Genomic DNA, 17,755 nt, shown 5'->3' with positions numbered 1-17,755 from the left:
TAACGATTTCAGAGCAAACCGCAACGCTGTTTGCTGCGCGCTTCCGCCTCCTGATAGAGCGTGAATTCGTCATATACCGTACAGCCCAGCGCCGCTTCAAAGGCCTCGCGGCTGGCATTTCCCTGACTGCGCGCCTGCGTTTCATTTCCGAGGTTGGACTGGAAAATACCCGCCGCGCTAACCGGCAGAAAATCTTCATACGTTATGGGTTGAGCAACCACCCAGCCGCGTTCGATCAGCGGCTGCGGATCGTCTCCCGGTCGAAACGCGTGGCGATGCGCTTCACCCGCTGGCGTCAGGCGATAGCGGAAATAGGCCAGCTCCTGACGGCGCAGGAACATTTCACTGTCCGGAAATGCGCTAAACACCTCGCGCAGATGCAGCTGGTGCGTAAGGTTATCTTTACCGGTACCGGCCTGGCTTAACAGACTGTCGTACAGCTCGCGACCTTTCGGCGTCAGCGCAACACCACGCTGTTCAATTTCACCGAAGCGTGCGGTATGCGTTCCCTTATGTTCCCCGGCGAAAAGCACCGGTTCTTCCAGCGCCTTAAAGCTGGTCTGACGCAGCAGGATCGGCACCTCACGGCGCGGCGGCCCTTCAATCAGGATTTTGGGCTCAATGCCGTACTTCGGCATCAGCTCCTGCACCCGGTCGATATCCAGCGTGCGTGGGGTCAAATGGTTAATGTGGCAACCGGGGAAGCACACCACATCGGCAATCAGCTTATGTTCTTTGCTCAGCGCCAGATAGGTTTCCTGGTCGACCGTTGCGTGGCTATGCCAGCGGAATGTTTCCAGCGCTTCCTGAACAAACTCGCGCGCCTGCGTTTCAGTGAATGCGCCTTCTGACTCATGCAGCGCGATCAGTTCCAGGCAACGCGGCGTGAAAATGTTCCGCTGGGCGAGGATCCCGGCGGCACGTTCGCGCAGCTCAACATTTTCAATCAGCTCCAGGCGCAGCAGCGAGGTAAAAATACGAAACGGATTACGACACAGCGCCGCATCGTCCACCGGGCGGAACGCCGTGGAATGGACAGGCACCGCCGCCTGTGAGAGATCGTAATAGCTGACCGGATACATTCCCATAATGGCGAACATGCGGCGCAAGGTGGACAGTTCCCGCGCGGTGCCGACGCGAATTGCGCCGTGACGTTCGACATTCAGGCGCGCGAGTTCATCCGCGTTCGCCAGCTGTTCATGTAAGAGTGGATTATTTTCAAGAACCGCCAGGTTAACGTCCGCCACCAGTTCCAGCAAGGTGCCGTACTGCGGAACTTCCTGCTGGTACATCGCCGACATAGCCTGCGAAAAGTGTTCCCGAATATCATCAGCCGTGATGGTGTTCGCCATGATGTCATGCCTCCAGTGAATATTACCTGGAGTGTAGAGAAGCCCGTTCCTTCCGGCGGGAAGAATTTACGAATTGTGATCCAGGCAGACGAGTGGTCAAAGCCTGTGCATGACCAAAAACAGGTTGTAACTCAAATAGATCAAATGTTAAAAATATTTTGCTATCAAGTTATCAAAATCAAACAACTTAACTTGTCACCCGCATCTCTCTGTTTTTAACATCGCCTATGGAAAAAAATGGTCTGTTCAGTCAGCGCATACGCTTGCGCCATTTGCATACATTTGTGGCCGTCGCTCAACAGGGAACGCTGGGGCGAGCGGCTGAAACCCTTAACCTGAGTCAACCTGCACTTTCAAAAACCCTGAACGAGCTGGAACAGCTTACCGGAACGCGGCTCTTCGATCGCGGTCGTCTGGGCGCACAGCTCACGATCGTGGGTGAGCAATTTCTGACGCACGCGGTAAAAGTGCTGGATGCCCTCAACACCGCAGGCCAGGCGCTGAACCGAAAAGAGGAACCTGCCAGCGATATCGTGCGCGTGGGCGCGCTTCCTACCGCGGCGCTGGGCATTTTGCCCGCGGTGATTGGTCAGTTTCACAAGCTGCAAAAGCACGCTACGATTCAGGTCGCCACCATGAATAACACGATGCTGCTTGCCGGGCTAAAAGCGGGCGAGCTGGATCTGGGTATTGGCAGAATGTCCGATCCGGAACTGATGAGCGGCCTCAATTACGAACTCTTGTTCCTGGAATCACTCAAGCTGGTTGTCCGTCCCGATCACCCGCTGTTGCAGGATACCGTGACCCTGAGCCGCGTCATGGAGTGGCCGGTTGTTGTGTCACCAAAAGGTACGGTTCCGCGTCAGAGTGCCGAAACGCTACTCGAAATGCAGGGGTGCACGCTCCCGTCGGGCTGCATTGAAACCCTGTCAGCCTCTCTTTCGCGCCAGCTTACCGTGGACTATGACTACGTCTGGTTCGTCCCCTCAGGTGCTGTCAAAGACGATTTACGCCGTGGCACCCTGACCGCACTCCCGGTGACCTCACCGGGAGCCGGGGAACCTATTGGGATCCTGACCCGTGTTGATGCCCCGCTCTCATCAGGCGCACAAGCGCTGTTAAGCGCGATCCGCAAGTCCATGCCAGCCTGATGTCCCTGCCCTGACCCGCCGTAAAGGCGGGTTTACCTTCTCCTGGGCAAATAATGCGAAATCATTCATTAACAATTGCGTAAAACAATTTAACAGTTTTATCATAGCCGCGAATTCACCAAATGGTTCGCACACGAATTTATACGAGTGAATTTTACGCTATTCAAACGGTAAAAACATCATAACGCCCGTCCTGCATGACCCAATTGGTACAGATGCGCACAGCACACCAGACGGGCGGGCGTGTTTAAGGAGATAGACATGGCATTTGGCAGCGCGCCACGCGGGTTACCTCGTATCCTGCAGTGGCTCCTTGTCGGACTGATGATGCTCATCGGTCTGGCAGTCGGCGGGCTGGGCTTGAAGCTCGCAACGGTGGGCGGAAGCCTGTACTTCCTGATCATGGGTGCGGTGATGGTAATTGCTGCCATCCTGATATTCACCAACCGCACAAGCGGCATGGTGCTGTATGGTATCGCGTTTATCGCCTCGTTATTTTGGGCGGTAAGCGATGCAGGCTGGGATTTTTGGCCGCTCTTTTCCCGCCTCTTCACCTTCGCCGTGCTGGCGTTCCTGTGCGCCATCGTGTGGCCCTTCCTGCGCGCCGCGAATACCCGTGAGCCGGTTAACAAAGCGCCCGCTTTTGGCATTGCCGCCGTGCTGGCCGTGGTCATGCTGGTCAGCCTCGGCTGGATGTTTAAGCCGCAGACGCTGGTTGCCGCGAATGAATCGGTGCCGGTAAAACCTGTCGCCGAAGGCGAGCAGCAGAAAAACTGGGCGCACTGGGGGAACACGACCCACGGCGATCGCTTTGCCGCGCTGGACCAGATTAACAAGCAAAACGTCAGCGATCTGAAAGTCGCCTGGGTTGCACACACCGGGGATATCCCGCAGAGCAACGGCTCGGGCGCGGAAGATCAGAACACCCCGTTACAGATTGGCGACACGCTGTATGTCTGTACGCCCTACAGCAAAGTGCTGGCGCTGGACGTAGATTCCGGTAAAGAAAAATGGCGTTACGATTCCAAAGCCACGGCCCCTAACTGGCAGCGCTGCCGCGGTCTGGGCTATTTTGAAGATAGCTCAAGCGTGACAGCCTCACAGACGGAAACACAGCCTGCGGCATGCCCTCGCCGTCTGTTCCTGCCGACTACCGATGCCCGCCTGATTGCCATCAACGCGGATAATGGCAAGGTCTGCGAAGACTTCGGCGACCACGGCACCGTGGATCTGAGCGTCGGCATGGGCGAAATTAAGCCCGGGTATTATCAGCAGACCTCCACGCCGCTGGTGGCCGGGAATGTCGTTGTCGTCGGCGGTCGCGTCGCGGATAACTTCTCCACCGGCGAACCGCCGGGCGTAGTGCGCGCCTACGACGTTCACACCGGCAAGCTGGCCTGGGCGTGGGATCCGGGTAATCCGAACCTCACCGGCCTGCCGCCGGAAGGCCAGACCTACACGCGCGGCACGCCGAACGTCTGGTCAGCAATGTCTTATGATGCAAAACTCAATCTGATTTATCTGCCAACCGGCAACGCCACCCCAGACTTCTGGGCGGGTGAACGTACCGCGCTCGACGACAAATACAGCTCCTCCATCGTGGCCGTTGATGCAACGACCGGTCAGGTGCGCTGGCATTTCCAGACCACCCACCACGATCTGTGGGACTTCGACCTGCCTTCCCAGCCGCTGCTGTACGATCTCCCTGACGGTAAAGGCGGCACCACGCCGGTGCTGGTGCAGACCAGCAAGCAGGGCATGATCTTCATGCTTAACCGCGAAACCGGTAAGCCGGTGGCGAAGGTAGAAGAACGTCCCGTTCCGGCGGGTAACGTTGAGGGGGAACGCTACTCTCCAACCCAGCCGTATTCCGTGGGCATGCCGATGATTGGCAACCAGACGCTGACTGAATCCGACATGTGGGGGGCGACGCCTGTTGACCTGCTGCTGTGCCGAATTCAGTTTAAAGAGATGCGTCATCAGGGCGTCTTCACCCCGCCGGGTCTTGACCGTTCCCTGCAGTTCCCTGGCTCCCTCGGCGGGATGAACTGGGGCAGCGTATCGGTTGACCCGAACAATGGCCTGATGTTCGTCAACGATATGCGTCTGGGTCTGGCGAACTATATGGTTCCTCGCGCGAATGTTGCGAAAAATGCCAGCGGCATTGAGATGGGGATTGTACCGATGGACGGCACGCCGTTCGGCGCGATGCGTGAGCGCTTCCTGTCGCCGCTGGGTATTCCGTGCCAGAAACCGCCGTTTGGCACCATGTCAGCGGTCGATCTGAAATCCGGCAAGCTGGTGTGGCAGGTTCCTGTCGGCACCGTGGAAGATACCGGTCCGCTGGGCATTCGTATGCATATGCCAATCCCGATCGGCATGCCAACGCTTGGCGCATCGCTCTCCACGCAGTCTGGCCTGCTGTTCTTCGCCGGTACTCAGGATTTCTACCTGCGCGCGTTTGATACCGCCACCGGGAAAGAGATCTGGAAAGACCGTCTGCCGGTAGGCAGCCAGTCCGGGCCGATGACCTACGTTTCACCGAAAACGGGTAAGCAGTACATCATAATTAATGCAGGCGGAGCACGTCAGTCGCCGGATCGCGGTGATTACGTTATCGCCTATGCGTTACCCGATAAGAAGTAACAGATGAAAAAGGGACCGAAAGGTCCCTTTTTTTTGCCCGGTGGCGCTGCGCTTACGCGGGCCTACTGACACGTTTTTTGTAGGTCGGGTAAGCGCAGCGCCACCCGACAAACCCGCAACTCAGAACGTCTCCCAATTATCCCCGGAAACCGTAGCCGCTGGGCGCAACGGCACACCCTTCGCCACTGGCGCAGACGCTACCGCACGTCCCGCTGTTGCCCCGTTCAGCCGAAATGCCCCTACAGCCTCGGTCAGCCGCGCGCCCTGTTCTTCCAGCGATGCCGCGGCCGCTGAGGCTTCTTCCACCAGCGAGGCGTTTTGCTGGGTGACTTTATCCATCTCAGAAATGGCCTGGCTCACCTGGACAATGCCACGGCTCTGCTCGTCGGACGCGGCAGCAATTTCCAGCATGATATCGGTGACGCGCTTCACCGCCTCGACGATTTCATTCATGGTGTTCCCCGCCGCGACCACTTCACCCGACCCCTGGTCAATCAGGGTCACCGACTCGTTGATCAGGCTTTCAATCTCTTTCGCGGCGTTGGCGCTGCGGCTTGCCAGCGTGCGCACTTCACTCGCCACCACTGCAAAGCCTCGTCCCTGCTCGCCTGCGCGCGCCGCTTCGACGGCAGCGTTCAGCGCCAGAATGTTGGTCTGGAAGGCAATGCTGTTAATCACGGCGGTAATTTCTGAAATTTTCTTCGAACTGGTCGAGATATTGCCCATGGTTTTCACCACGCCGGACACCATCTGGCCGCCGCGGCTGGCTTTACCGGAGGCATCTTCCGCCAGTTTGCTGGCATGATGGGCGTTATCGGCGTTCTGTTTCACCGTTGCGGTCAACTGCTCCATGCTGGCGGCGGTCTGCTCAATCGCGGCTGCCTGCTGTTCGGTACGAGAAGAGAGGTCGGTATTTCCCGCAGAGATCTCGCTGGTGCCGCGATAAATCTCTTCAGCCCCCTGGCGCACGGTGCCTACGGTGGTCACCAGCGAATGCTGCATGGTTTGCAGATCCCGCGTCAGGCGACCGATTTCGCTCCGGCTTGTCGGATCGTCCGGCATGGTTAAATCACCTTTCGCGATATTCTCAATGCGGGTGGCTGCACGCTGAAGCGGGTTAATCACCGTCCGGCGCAGCACCACAAAGGTCATGGCCGTTAACACCAGCGCCAGCGCAAACGCGCCGACCATAAACATCAGCCCTAGCTGTGTACGGGTGTGGGCCTGAGCGGTTAGCGCGCTGGCACGATCGGTACGGATTTTGATGGCCTTCAGCAGGACGGCGTTGTAGGCGTCATCCAGCGGACGCGCGGTTTCGTTTTCATGATTGATGATCGCCTCAAACATGCCGTTTTTGGCAAATTTCACCATCGGCTGCAGCCCCGCAATATAGGCGTCATAGCGTGCTTTCAGCTCAGCATCCAGCGCTTCGTCCGCAGAGGTGCGCACGGCGCGATTCATATAGGCGGTAAAGCTTGACTGCGATTGCTTGATGCGCGTTTCCGCCTCGCTGATGTTTTGCTTCATCGCCTCCATTTCCGCGATACGGCTGGCCGCACCGGCATGGATCATATTGATTCGCGCGGTACGTAAATGGTTGGAGCTGTTCGAAAGCCCCATACGCACCTGAATTTCTGCTGTGACATCCTGCTGATCGGTATCAGCCTGCAACAGGAAATACCCCGCCAGACCTGCGCTCAAGGCAAACAGAAGAATAATGCCACCGAGAATGGAGGAAAACAGCGGAACCAGCCTGATGTGATGCAAGAAACCCAGCTTGCGCTGCGCCTGCATCGAAGTTGTGTTGTCCATGACCGTCGACTCTCTTGTAGGTAAGATGCGTAAAAACACGCCTGTTAAATAGTCATCGGCACGGTGGGGATTTAGATTACGGCTAAAAACGCCGCACTGGTCACACTTTAGAGAAGATTATTAAAGAAACGCCAGCGGCGAAAACCGCTGGCAGAAGAGTTACTTGTCGCCGAAATGAATGACGGTACGAATGGATTTACCTTCATGCATTAGATCGAAAGCTTCGTTGATCTGCTCCAGCGGTAAACGGTGCGTAATGAACGGATCCAGCTGGATTTTGCCGACCATCGCATCTTCAACCATTCCCGGCAGCTGGGTACGCCCTTTCACGCCGCCAAACGCCGAACCGCGCCATACGCGACCGGTCACCAGCTGGAATGGACGCGTTTTGATCTCCTGACCCGCACCCGCCACGCCGATGATGATGCTTTCGCCCCAGCCTTTGTGGCAGCACTCCAGCGCGGAACGCATGACGTTCACGTTGCCAATACACTCGAAGCTAAAATCAACGCCGCCGTCGGTGAGCTCAACAATCACGTCCTGCACCGGCTTTTCGTGATCTTTCGGGTTCACGAAATCGGTCGCGCCCATTTCACCCGCCAGTTTGAATTTCTCCGGATTTGTGTCGACAGCAATGATACGGCCTGCTTTCGCCTGCACCGCGCCCTGGATCACCGCCAGACCAATCCCACCGAGACCGAACACCGCAACGGTATCGCCTTCTTTCACTTTCGCCGTGTTGTGTACCGCACCGATACCGGTGGTCACGCCGCAGCCCAGCAGGCAGACTTTATCCAGCGGCGCCTGCGGGTTGACCTTCGCCAGTGAAATTTCCGCACAGACGGTGTACTCGCTAAACGTGCTGGTGCCCATGTAGTGATAAATCGGCTCGCCATTGTAGGAGAAACGCGTAGTACCGTCCGGCATCAGGCCCTTGCCCTGGGTGGCGCGAACGGCCTGACAGAGGTTGGTTTTGCCAGATTTACAAAACTTACACTCGCCACATTCTGCGGTGTAGAGAGGAATAACATGATCGCCCGGCTTCAGGCTGGTCACGCCCTCACCTACTTCAACCACGATACCGCCACCTTCGTGGCCAAGCACCGCCGGGAAAACGCCTTCCGGATCGTCACCGGACAGCGTAAACGCATCGGTATGGCACACGCCGGTATGGGTGATTTTGATCAGCACTTCGCCTTTTTTTGGCGGTGCAACGTCGATTTCAACGATTTTTAACGGCTGGCCTGGACCAAATGCGACGGCTGCGCGTGATTTCATAATGACTTCCCTTATGTGATGTCTGTGGGTTTATTTTAGATAAGAGCGCAGCAAATGGCCGACTTCCGCCATCCTAACTGCCCGCTGATCCGGGGTTGTCTCCCCCGTCACCAGCTCATCTTTGAGGTGAATTTCGACCATTTCGCCCATCAGGCCATTGGCAGCGCCGCGCACGGCGGCGATTTGCTGCAAAATGGCAAGGCAGGGATCGCCCGATTCCAGCGCACGTTCAAGGGCATCAACCTGGCCCCGAATGCGACGGACGCGCGTGAGAATGCGTTTTTTATCTTCGGGTGAATGCGGCATACGCCCTCCGTTAAGATACTATAGGGGGGTATGGTATTTTACTTTCCTGGTGATGTAAACCTTCTATTTCCGCTGCAAAAACAACGTATCCACTGCATATCAATCAACCAAGCAAATGAAAACCTCAAAAGATATAACAAACTGAAATATATAGTTTTTCAATAACATTAATTGCCTAACCGGATTCAACCTCACGTTGTTTAGTGACTTTTTCCTATACAACAGGAGTTAACAAATGGCATGGAACAAACACGCAGCAGCTCTACACGCACGCCAGAATGCCGGCACTTCATCGCAAAGACGTTGTGGAGAATTTACGCGTAAGGCAATACGTGCAGGTGGCGTGGATATTGGCAATGCACCTAACGCAAAAGACTATGGCAGTAACCTTGAACGAGCAGGTTTTCGAGTTTTAGGGCAAGGAGAAATATTACAGGAAGGCGATGTGGTTGTTATTCAACCTTATGATGGCGGTAATCCTGCGGGCCACATGGCGATTTATGACGGCACGACCTGGTACTCTGATTTCAGACAAAGAGATATGTGGGGTGGTCCGGGATATCGCTCCGCACAACCTGCTTACAAGATTTACAGGAAAAACTAATGCGTAACGTTCTTTTGATGTGCCTGTTTCTGACGGGGTGTGCAACACAGATGGTTACACCTGAAAAACGTACACATGACTTTTATACGTTCTACCTCATGGCTTTCGTCACAGACAGCAAAGAAGATGATCTGGATTCACTAAAAATGCGTGACTATATTGCGCAAGACACGCTCTCCCGACTGCAGAAAATATCCTCTCTCTATGAGCAGGAAATTATCGGTTCCGACTATTTTACCTATACGCAGGACTATGCGGCGGAATGGATCCCTGACCTAAGCGTAAGCAATGCGATTAACTATGCGTCCGGAAAAGTTGTTAACGTTCAGCTGGGTGTGGGTAATGAGCGAAAACTGCAGCTAAAAGTGTATCTGCGCACAGAAGACGGTAAATGGAAAATTTATCGCGTAACTGACGTAAGCCATCATTTCGAACAGTATATTTTTGACGACAGGGCAATTGCTGCCGCACAACGATATGCGGCCGGTATTACCTCTCCATAATTAGCAAGTTCGGTCAGGATTCTGGCGTTTAGCGGCCAGCCTGCGCCAGCATTTGCAGCTCTTCCTTAAGCCATCGGGTCGCGCCTCGCTGGCCGCTGCGTTTATGCGAATAAATTTTCACTTCAAACGTGCGTATCGAAAACGGTAAAGGAAAAATCCTCAGCTCCGCTGCCGCAGCCAGCTTCTCAGCGGCAAAACGGGGGATCGCCATCAGCAGGTCACTTTCCGCAACGATAAAGGGCGCGCTGAGCATCGACGGCGTTTTGATCGCGATTTTCCGGGTATAGCCCAGTTGTTCGAGCCGCACGTCCAGAACGCCCTGCTTCTCATTCCATGGGGTCACCACCAGGTGGCGGGCTGCGAGATAATCCTCCAGCGTCAGGCGCGTCCTGCGCGCGTTGCTGATGACCACATACTCATCTTCAAACCAGTCGATCTCTTCCAGTTCCGGGTGCCGGATATCATCCTGAGTGCTGAACCCCAGCGCGAGATCCACTTCGCCCGCCAGCAGTTCCGTCAGCGCCGGGCTGTGCGGCAGGTAGCGCAACTCGAAACGCAAACCCGGGGCAGTAAGCTGCAGTTTGTGCATCAGCGCCGGGAAAATGCACAGCGCGGTAAAGTCCGTAATCCCAATTTGTAAGCTTTCGGTACTGCTGGCCGGGTCAAACTCCGGCTGTGGGGACAGCTCATGGTTCAGGAACGACAGTGCGGAAGCAATGGAGGGCGCAAGCTGAGTGGCATACACGCTGGGAGACATGCGATGCCCTTCCCGGAAAAATAGCGGGTCATTAAGGGTGAGGCGCAAACGCGACAGCGCATGGCTCAGTGCCGATGTGCTCATCGCCAGTTCATCAGCGGCCAGCCGAACGGAACGGTGGCGGTAAATCGCGTCGAAAACGGGCAGCAGGTTTAAATCAAGGCGTCTCAGTGCCGAATGCATAATATTCATCATTTGTTGATTTCATTGCACTTAATTCTTCGGACAATACTCCGTATGCTTAACGCCATCAATCGAAATACAGGCTAAAAAAACAGGAAAAACAATGAGCATAACCCTTCGTCAGGCCCGTCCCGAAGATGCGGCAGCAATTTACGCCATGATCTACGAGCTCGCGGTGTATGAAAAAGCACCGGAAGAAGTCGTGACCACGCCAGAGGAGATCCGGGAAACGCTCTTTGGTACCGGCAGTCAAACCGAAGCGTTGATCGCGGAATATGAGGGTAAGATCGCCGGCTATGCCGTATTCTTCACCAGCTATTCTACCTGGCTAGGACGCAACGGTATTTATATGGAAGACCTGTACGTTTCCCCGGATTATCGTGGAAAAGGCGCGGGAAGAGCGCTGCTGAAACATATCGCGCAGCTCGCGGTAAAACGGCAGTGCGGCCGCCTTGAATGGAGCGTGCTGGACTGGAACCAGCCCGCCATTGATTTTTACCTGAGCATAGGCGCGCTGCCGCAGTCTGAATGGGTTCGCTATCGTCTTGACGGCGAAGCGCTGCTGAGTTTTGCCGAATAACAGCGTCTCTCTGTGCGAGTCTCACGCACAGAGATATATCCGAAAACAGCCCTGCCAGGGGCCGAAATAAACCTTTCGTCTCTCACATCGGCAAAGAGCGGCTATCCTTTAATTACTCACTAAAGGAGGTAAACATGTCTGATATCAATGCCGATAAACACACCCAGTTCGCTGGAGACAAAGCCAAAAATAAGCTTGATGAACTGGCAGGTTCAGCGCACCAGCAGTTTGGTGAATTCGTAGATTCACCAAAGCATCAGGTCAAAGGTGCGGCAAGAAAATATGCCGCCCAGGCCAGCGATGCCGTTTCTGACGTAACGGAAGCGGTTAAGAATAATCCCCTGACCGGTCTCATTGCCGCCGGTGCAGTGGGTATTGTTCTCGGCCTGCTGCTGGGACGAAAATAATAAAGGCCCTCCGGGGCTTTATTATCTAGCTAAACATTCGTACCATTCTGTCTAATTCTTCCTCTTTCACAGCCCGTGACAGATAATAACCCTGGAAGCTTTTCACCCCCAGCTCAACTAACTTTTCAAACTTCTCTTCACTGTCCACGCCCTCTGCGATGCAATCCGTTCCGGTCATGTCGCTATAAATTTGTATCGCTTTGATAAGATGGTAGTCATTATCATTTGCCACAAAATGTTCAACGATATCCCGGTCTAGCTTCAGCCCGTCAAAATGCACCTGCCTGACGGGGAACAGGGTGTGATGGTTGGAGAAGCAGTCGTCCAAAAATAATCTACACCCCGTGTTCCGCAGGAGACGCATGGTTTCAGGGATCCTGCTGTCCTTCATCACATCAATGCTTTCCGCAAATTCAAACACCAGCTTTTCCGCCCACTGCGGTTTGAGCAGCATGCCGGTGGCCTTCCTGGCCATATCCGGCAAGGCATTCCCGGAGGCCAGACGAGGTGGAATATTCACGGAAAAATAAAACTTCCCATTATATTTATTAATTCCACAAACGGCGGCGTGGATGACCAGCGCCGTAATCTTTAACCATATTTCATGATGTGAGATATCATTAAGGAAACTGGCGGGCTTAACAATTTTACCGTTTTTATTCCAGCGAATAAGTATCTCAAAGCCTACCCCTTTTTTATCACGATCGGTTATGATCTGATACGCTGGAAATATTTCTCTTTTCAACAGTGCGTTATAGATATCGACTTCTTTATCGGTGAATCCTTCATTTTTATTGGGCAGTACGTCACGGCTTTCCGCTCTGAAATTGTGCGGATCGTTTAGCCATTGTCTAATCACATGTAATTTATTCATCCCTTCCTTACGGTGAGTATAAATAGTTTTATTAGACAATCCCGCCCTTTCACACTGCTCTTTTACGGACATCCCCCGGTAGAAACGTAATAAAACATCAATCTCTCTTTTTGTTAAACCTTTTATTTTCACCTGGTTGGCGGATGCCATATATTGGCTGCGTAATAAGCGCGAACGGTCCTTAAGCTTTTCGCCGCGAATAGTGAGGCTGGATGCCAAATCAGCAACGCTGGATATACGAATCAATGACAATTGCTGGCTATTATTTAAAAGACTTCTCAGCGTACAATAGAGCCAACCATCGGGGATGTCACCATACAGGGTTACGCGTCGAATAACGGGCAGCGCGTTCAGCACTGATGCCAGCCGCTTCAGGCTGGCAAGAAGTTCCACAACGCCCTCCCCAAGAAATACTGAAATGCTAGCATGCTGATTTTTAACGACATCTTCAAGATCTCGTTGGCACACCTCATCTTCCTCAAAGTGTATAAGTGAGGCGTTTATCCCATACTGTTTGAGCAGCAGACAATATCCCTGAAATGTGAAACAGCAGGTTGAGATGACAAATTTTTGCTCATCACAAGCAGCATTTCTGAGAGACGTTTTTTGAGTCATAACCTGCTCCTTGGCACGAAAGCGCCAATCTCATTTTTTATAAATTCAAAAAACTGAATACACCTGGCTTGAATAATGATTTTACAGCACCCCGAGTGGTTAAGATATCGTTATCGACGCTATTGACCGGAACATCTTTGCGTTAATCACCCGCCCATTATCATGACTGTAAATATATCTTTCTTTTCAAATAACGACCGCAAACAACATTTTCTCAGGTATAATGAATATTCCGAAAAAGAAGGCTTAACACTTCATCTATCGGTTCATTAAACACGAGAAAAACGCTATGGATAATCACATCTCATCCAGGGCCTTGCTACATCGAAGGGATGTTATAAAGAACAACCCGCGATTCGGTGAGGCAATATTAGAGCACTACACAATTAATGATACCATCTACAAAAAACAACCTTTGTTCTACAAGACAATGCTGCAGGAATCACGATTTAACATTATTCTCTCCATGTGTTGTTTTATTTTTGGAAATCAGGCCGAATCCGTTTCAGAGATTAAAGCGTTATGTTCACGCTATAAAATAGCCAGCCCCAACAGCGTCATTGCGATCATTACGATACTGCGAACCACCGGGCGCATCAGGACCTGGCGCTGTACGGAAGACAGGCGAAAAACAAGAATTGCCCCAACCGAAAAAGGATTGAATGAACTTAAACGCTATATGTCCGGCGCATTTATACCCGTTAGTATTCTGTACCCGGCGTTTAATATTGACGTCAATTTACTGGACAATGATATTTTAAGAAATAACTTTTTCCGCCGCGCGGCGGAATACCTCTTTCGGGGATTAACGTTCAGGAAAGTTTTACCGGAAGTGGGGTTATTTATCGATAAAGACGGAGGCCGTATGATTATGCTATATCTTTATCTACAGGCGGTAAAAAACAAATCAGCACACGGTGCAATTATTGATTATTCTGCCAGCGCGCTCGCTAAGGAATTTTTTGTTTCACGCATTCACGTCAACCGAATTATCAAAACGGCGCAAGAGGCGGGCTATCTTAAAGATCGGGGTGATGGAAGGATGTCGATTTACCCGGCCTTTATGGAACTGGTGGAAAACTATGCCGGTTTGTATTTCGCGTATGTCACGCATTACATCAACGTTGTTCCGAAAGAACGACGCCACCTCAACAACGTGACGTCAACTGTATAATTAACATGGCGTTCGGGATCCCGAACGCCACTATCTTATCTTTCGCGCAGCGCCTCTTTCGCCTTGTTCAGCGGCTTCAACAGATAATCCAGAATGGTTTTGCTGCCAGTTTTAATATCAACAGTAGCAATCATGCCCGGAAAGACCGGAAATTCCTGACCTTGCTTATTGGTCAGATGGTTGCTGTCGGTACGAATATAGACGCGATAGTAGTAAACATCCCTTTTCACCTCATCCTGCAGGGTGTCCGGGGAAATCATGGTCACTTCCCCTTCCAGTCCGCCATAAATGGAATAGTCATAGGCCGTAATTTTCACCAGCGCTTTCTGGCCGGGATGAATAAAGGCGACGTCGCGCGGCGAGATTTTCGCTTCGACCACCATCTGATCGTCCAGCGGGACCAGGCTCATCAGCTTGCCGTTCGGCGGGATAACGCCTCCCACGGTTGTCACGTCAATATCCTTCACGATCCCGCGAACCGGCGCATTGAAGGTCAGCCGGGTCAGGGAGTCCTCACGCCCTTTCATCACCGAACGCTGGGCTTCAATCTCCGCGTTGGCTTTCGCCAGCTCTTCGCGGGCGCGAACGTAATACTGGTTTTTCATCTCTGTGATTTTATTCTCAAGCTCATTTTTTTGACGCTCAAGACGTAACACCTCAACCTTGCTGGCCGCCCCCTGGGTCACCAGCGGACGGGTCAACGACAGCTCGCGCTGCACCAGTTCGGCCCCCTGACGTAAACCGGCCAGCCCTTTTTCGAGGCTCTCACGACGGGACTGGTAGAGCGCCGTTTCCTGTTTAACCAGCTCAACGTCGTCATCCAGCTCTTCCGGGAACGCAAGTTCCGTATCGTTCACCTCGGCCTTCAGGCGCGCCGCCGTTGCCAGCGCCGCATTCAGGCGAGACTCGCTCTCCAGCACGCTGGACTCGGTTTTTGTCCGGTCAAGCTGCGCGAGCTGCTGGCCGCGTTCAACGATATCGCCCTCGCGCACCATCAGGCTGTGGATAATCCCCCCTTCCAGGGACTGGATCACCTGCTCGTGGGAGGATGGGATCACCTTACCGCTGCCGGTCGTCACCTCATCCAGCTTGAACAGGCTCGCCCAGGTAATAAAGACCACCAGCAGGGCAAAGAGTGACCATGCGACCAGTGACGCGCGCGGCAGGCACGGCTCTTTCAGACGGCTGTTAAAGCGAGAGAAATCATTCATGCCACGCCCTCCGTTTTCATGGTGACGGTACGCTGTACGGCTTTCTGCGGTGCCATACCGTGCTGGTGCAGGATCGCATCGCGCGGGCCGTCCATCACCACCTTGCCGTTTTCCAGCACGATGATGCGGTCGACCAAATCCAGAATCGGCAGGCGATGCGTCGCTACCACCAGCGTCCGACGTTTACCCAGCCATTTATGGAGATGCTGTATGAACTGCTTCTCGCTCATTTCGTCCAGCCAGGCGGTCGGTTCGTCCAGCAGCAGGATATTGGGTGAGACGATCAGCGCGCGCGCCAGCAGCAGCGCCTGACGCTGTCCGCCGGAGAGGCCCGTTCCGCCCTCGTTGATGATGGTGTTCAGCCCCATTTTCTGCTTACGCACAAACTCCAGCGCGCCGCTGTTGACCAGCGCCTGATGAATCTCGTCGTCGGTGGCGAGCGGGTTGCCCATCAGGATGTTGTCCCGCACGGAGCCAAAGAACAGCCGGGCCTGCTGGCTAAGCAGCTGCATGTCGCGACGCACATCGGCCGGGTCCAGATGATTGAGGGCAATATCGTCGAGCAGGATGCTCCCCTGCTGCGGCTCCTGCATGCCCGCCAGAAGCTGTAACAGCGTGCTTTTACCGGAGCCATTACGCCCAAGCACCGCCACGCGCTCCCCGGCGCGGATCTGCAGCTTGCTGATGCTGAGCACGGTGAGTTTCTCTTCCTCGTCGTAATAAAACCCGACGTCCTCAAGGCTATAGTCGCCTCGCAGGTGGGCTTTGTGCACCTTCTTACCGTGCTGCGGGTCGTCAATCGGGCGCTGCATCAGGTCGTCCAGCCCCTTGCGCGCCACTTTTGCCGACTGCCAGCGCGAGAGCACGCCTGAGATCTGCGACAGCGGCGCGATAGTGCGCGACGCCAGAATCGAGGTCCCTACCAGCGCACCGGTGGTCATGTCGCCGCTGATGACCAGGTAACAGCCGACCAGCAGTACCACCGCATAGACGATTGACTGTACCTCCTGCGTCCACGTGAGCAGCAGGCCCGTCAGCCAGCGCTGCTTCATGCCGACGCTGGCGGCGACGTCGTTGGTGTTATTCCACTGGTTCTGGAAACGCTGTTCGGCGCGCATCAGCTTGATGTCTTCAAGGCCCTGCACCGCTTCCACCAGCGTGGCGTTACGAATGGCGGATTCACGCATCCCTTCGCTGGAGAGTTTCCCCAGCGGGCGCTGAACCAGCAGGCCGGGAATGAGCAGCAGCGGCACGGCGAGCAGGACCACCAGCACCAGCGGACCGCCAATCATCCACAGAATGAAAACGAACAGCAGGAAGAACGGCAGATCGGAGATGGCCGCAATGGTGGTCGAGGTGATGAGCTCGCGCACCGACTCCAGCTCGCGGATCTGCGCGATAAACGATCCGGTTGATTTGGATCGCGCGCCGTTTTTAATCCGCAGCGCGTGGGCAAACACGCGTTCAGAGATACGCAGGTCGGCGCGTTTCCCCACCACGTCAGAAATATGCACGCGCAGCATGCGCATGATGAATTCGAACAGAATGGCAATCATCACGCCGCCAAACAGCACCCACAGCGTGGCTTCCGACTGCGACGGAACCACCCTGTCGTAGACCTGCATGGAGAAGACCATGCCGGAAAGCGCCAGCACGTTGGCGACCAGCGCCACCAGCATGATGTCGCTGTAACGTCGCCAGTCTTTCAACGCCAGCTGCCAGAACCAGTTTTTCTCATAGGGTTTGATGTAATCGTCCACGCGAGCATCCGGCGTGGATTCGAGCGGGCGCAACACCATCAGCCCCTTTAACCGCGTCCCGAGTTCGTCACGCGTCAGCGTCGTCTCCAGCCCCGCGTCGCCGCTGAACTGCAGGCTGACGTTGCCTTCGCTGTCCATGCGGTTAATGACCGCGATTTGTCCACCGGTGAACTCCGCCAGCAGCGGCAAACGCCACGGGTCGAGGGATACCGCTTCAGCCGCCACCACACGCATCCCCAGCCCAAGCTGGCGTGCCATCTCCTCCAGCACCAGCTGGCGCGGAGACTGACTTTCATGGTTAATCGTGACCCGAACGTGCTCCGCCGAAAAGTCCAGCCGATAGTGCTTCGCGATGGTGAGCATGCCCTGCAGCCAGGGTTCGTACTGTGGATGTGTCTTCATAATGCTACGTCCTGTTCAGGGCGATAATTTCGCACTGAAATGATACCTTTACGGGATGATTAAGAATCGAACACTTCCTAAACGAGCCCGCAAAATAATCTTGTGAAATATAGGGTTATGGCTATTCATGTAAAGAAACG

Annotated in this window: 15 protein-coding genes; 7 read left to right on the top strand and 8 right to left on the bottom strand. The window is 54.3% G+C overall.

Annotated features, from left to right (window positions below; all coding sequences use genetic code 11):
- Positions 1-8: 8 nt before the first annotated feature.
- Positions 9-1,352: a VOC family protein gene (locus tag EXW94_RS03820; protein WP_089598453.1), complete on the bottom strand. Its 1,344-nt coding sequence runs from the start codon at positions 1,350-1,352 to the stop codon at positions 9-11.
- Positions 1,353-1,579: 227 nt separating this feature from the next.
- Between EXW94_RS03820 and EXW94_RS03815 the strand changes: the two genes are divergently transcribed.
- Positions 1,580-2,503: a LysR substrate-binding domain-containing protein gene (locus tag EXW94_RS03815; RefSeq protein WP_174339526.1), complete on the top strand. Its 924-nt coding sequence runs from the start codon at positions 1,580-1,582 to the stop codon at positions 2,501-2,503.
- A gap of 261 nt (positions 2,504-2,764) precedes the next feature.
- Positions 2,765-5,149: a glucose/quinate/shikimate family membrane-bound PQQ-dependent dehydrogenase gene (locus tag EXW94_RS03810; RefSeq protein WP_010431001.1), complete on the top strand. Its 2,385-nt coding sequence runs from the start codon at positions 2,765-2,767 to the stop codon at positions 5,147-5,149.
- 120 nt (positions 5,150-5,269) lie between these two features.
- On the opposite strand, the gene EXW94_RS03805 is transcribed toward EXW94_RS03810, so the two are convergent.
- The 3 genes from EXW94_RS03805 to EXW94_RS03795 all read right to left on the bottom strand — a co-directional run bounded on the left by EXW94_RS03805 (position 5,270) and on the right by EXW94_RS03795 (position 8,545).
- Complete coding sequence (locus EXW94_RS03805; protein WP_042715441.1) at positions 5,270-6,961, bottom strand: methyl-accepting chemotaxis protein; 1,692 nt, start codon at positions 6,959-6,961, stop codon at positions 5,270-5,272.
- A 159-nt stretch (positions 6,962-7,120) separates the two neighbouring features.
- Complete coding sequence (locus EXW94_RS03800) at positions 7,121-8,239, bottom strand: S-(hydroxymethyl)glutathione dehydrogenase/class III alcohol dehydrogenase (protein WP_010430994.1); 1,119 nt, start codon at positions 8,237-8,239, stop codon at positions 7,121-7,123.
- A 30-nt stretch (positions 8,240-8,269) separates the two neighbouring features.
- A complete protein-coding gene (locus EXW94_RS03795) occupies positions 8,270-8,545 on the bottom strand; it encodes a metal/formaldehyde-sensitive transcriptional repressor (RefSeq protein ID WP_003857256.1) in 276 nt (91 codons plus the stop codon).
- A gap of 235 nt (positions 8,546-8,780) precedes the next feature.
- Here EXW94_RS03795 and EXW94_RS03790 point away from each other — a divergent pair, with 235 nt between their 5' ends.
- Entirely contained in the window at positions 8,781-9,149 is a 369-nt protein-coding gene (locus tag EXW94_RS03790; RefSeq protein ID WP_174339525.1) for an NlpC/P60 family protein, read from the top strand.
- Complete coding sequence (locus tag EXW94_RS03785; protein WP_126816472.1) at positions 9,149-9,652, top strand: YbjP/YqhG family protein; 504 nt, start codon at positions 9,149-9,151, stop codon at positions 9,650-9,652. The genes EXW94_RS03790 and EXW94_RS03785 overlap by 1 nt, the downstream gene beginning before the upstream one ends.
- A gap of 28 nt (positions 9,653-9,680) precedes the next feature.
- On the opposite strand, the gene EXW94_RS03780 is transcribed toward EXW94_RS03785, so the two are convergent.
- Positions 9,681-10,604: a LysR family transcriptional regulator gene (locus tag EXW94_RS03780; RefSeq protein ID WP_174339524.1), complete on the bottom strand. Its 924-nt coding sequence runs from the start codon at positions 10,602-10,604 to the stop codon at positions 9,681-9,683.
- 91 nt (positions 10,605-10,695) lie between these two features.
- Between EXW94_RS03780 and EXW94_RS03775 the strand changes: the two genes are divergently transcribed.
- Both EXW94_RS03775 and EXW94_RS03770 read left to right on the top strand, forming a co-directional pair.
- The gene (locus EXW94_RS03775) at positions 10,696-11,172 is read left to right on the top strand and encodes a GNAT family N-acetyltransferase (RefSeq protein WP_174339523.1); all 477 of its coding nucleotides are present in this window, start codon (positions 10,696-10,698) and stop codon (positions 11,170-11,172) included.
- 134 nt (positions 11,173-11,306) lie between these two features.
- On the top strand, positions 11,307-11,579 hold the full coding sequence (locus EXW94_RS03770; protein ID WP_174339522.1) for a YqjD family protein: 273 nt from the start codon (positions 11,307-11,309) through the stop codon (positions 11,577-11,579).
- Between the two features lie 25 nt (positions 11,580-11,604).
- Here EXW94_RS03770 and EXW94_RS03765 read toward each other — a convergent pair whose 3' ends face one another.
- On the bottom strand, positions 11,605-13,068 hold the full coding sequence (locus EXW94_RS03765) for an EAL domain-containing protein (protein WP_174339521.1): 1,464 nt from the start codon (positions 13,066-13,068) through the stop codon (positions 11,605-11,607).
- A gap of 289 nt (positions 13,069-13,357) precedes the next feature.
- Here EXW94_RS03765 and EXW94_RS03760 point away from each other — a divergent pair, with 289 nt between their 5' ends.
- On the top strand, positions 13,358-14,242 hold the full coding sequence (locus EXW94_RS03760) for a MarR family transcriptional regulator (RefSeq protein WP_174339520.1): 885 nt from the start codon (positions 13,358-13,360) through the stop codon (positions 14,240-14,242).
- A gap of 35 nt (positions 14,243-14,277) precedes the next feature.
- Here EXW94_RS03760 and EXW94_RS03755 read toward each other — a convergent pair whose 3' ends face one another.
- Together EXW94_RS03755 and EXW94_RS03750 are read right to left on the bottom strand one after the other, a co-directional pair.
- A complete protein-coding gene (locus tag EXW94_RS03755) occupies positions 14,278-15,453 on the bottom strand; it encodes an HlyD family type I secretion periplasmic adaptor subunit (RefSeq protein ID WP_174339519.1) in 1,176 nt (391 codons plus the stop codon).
- On the bottom strand, positions 15,450-17,615 hold the full coding sequence (locus EXW94_RS03750; protein ID WP_174339518.1) for a type I secretion system permease/ATPase: 2,166 nt from the start codon (positions 17,613-17,615) through the stop codon (positions 15,450-15,452). The genes EXW94_RS03755 and EXW94_RS03750 overlap by 4 nt, the downstream gene beginning before the upstream one ends.
- Positions 17,616-17,755: the final 140 nt, after the last annotated feature.

The organism is Enterobacter sp. JMULE2, assembly GCF_013337145.1.
GTDB lineage: Bacteria > Pseudomonadota > Gammaproteobacteria > Enterobacterales > Enterobacteriaceae > Enterobacter > Enterobacter mori.
The sequence above is the reverse complement of the archived record's forward strand: the minus strand, read 5'-3'. Positions and strand labels throughout refer to the sequence as shown.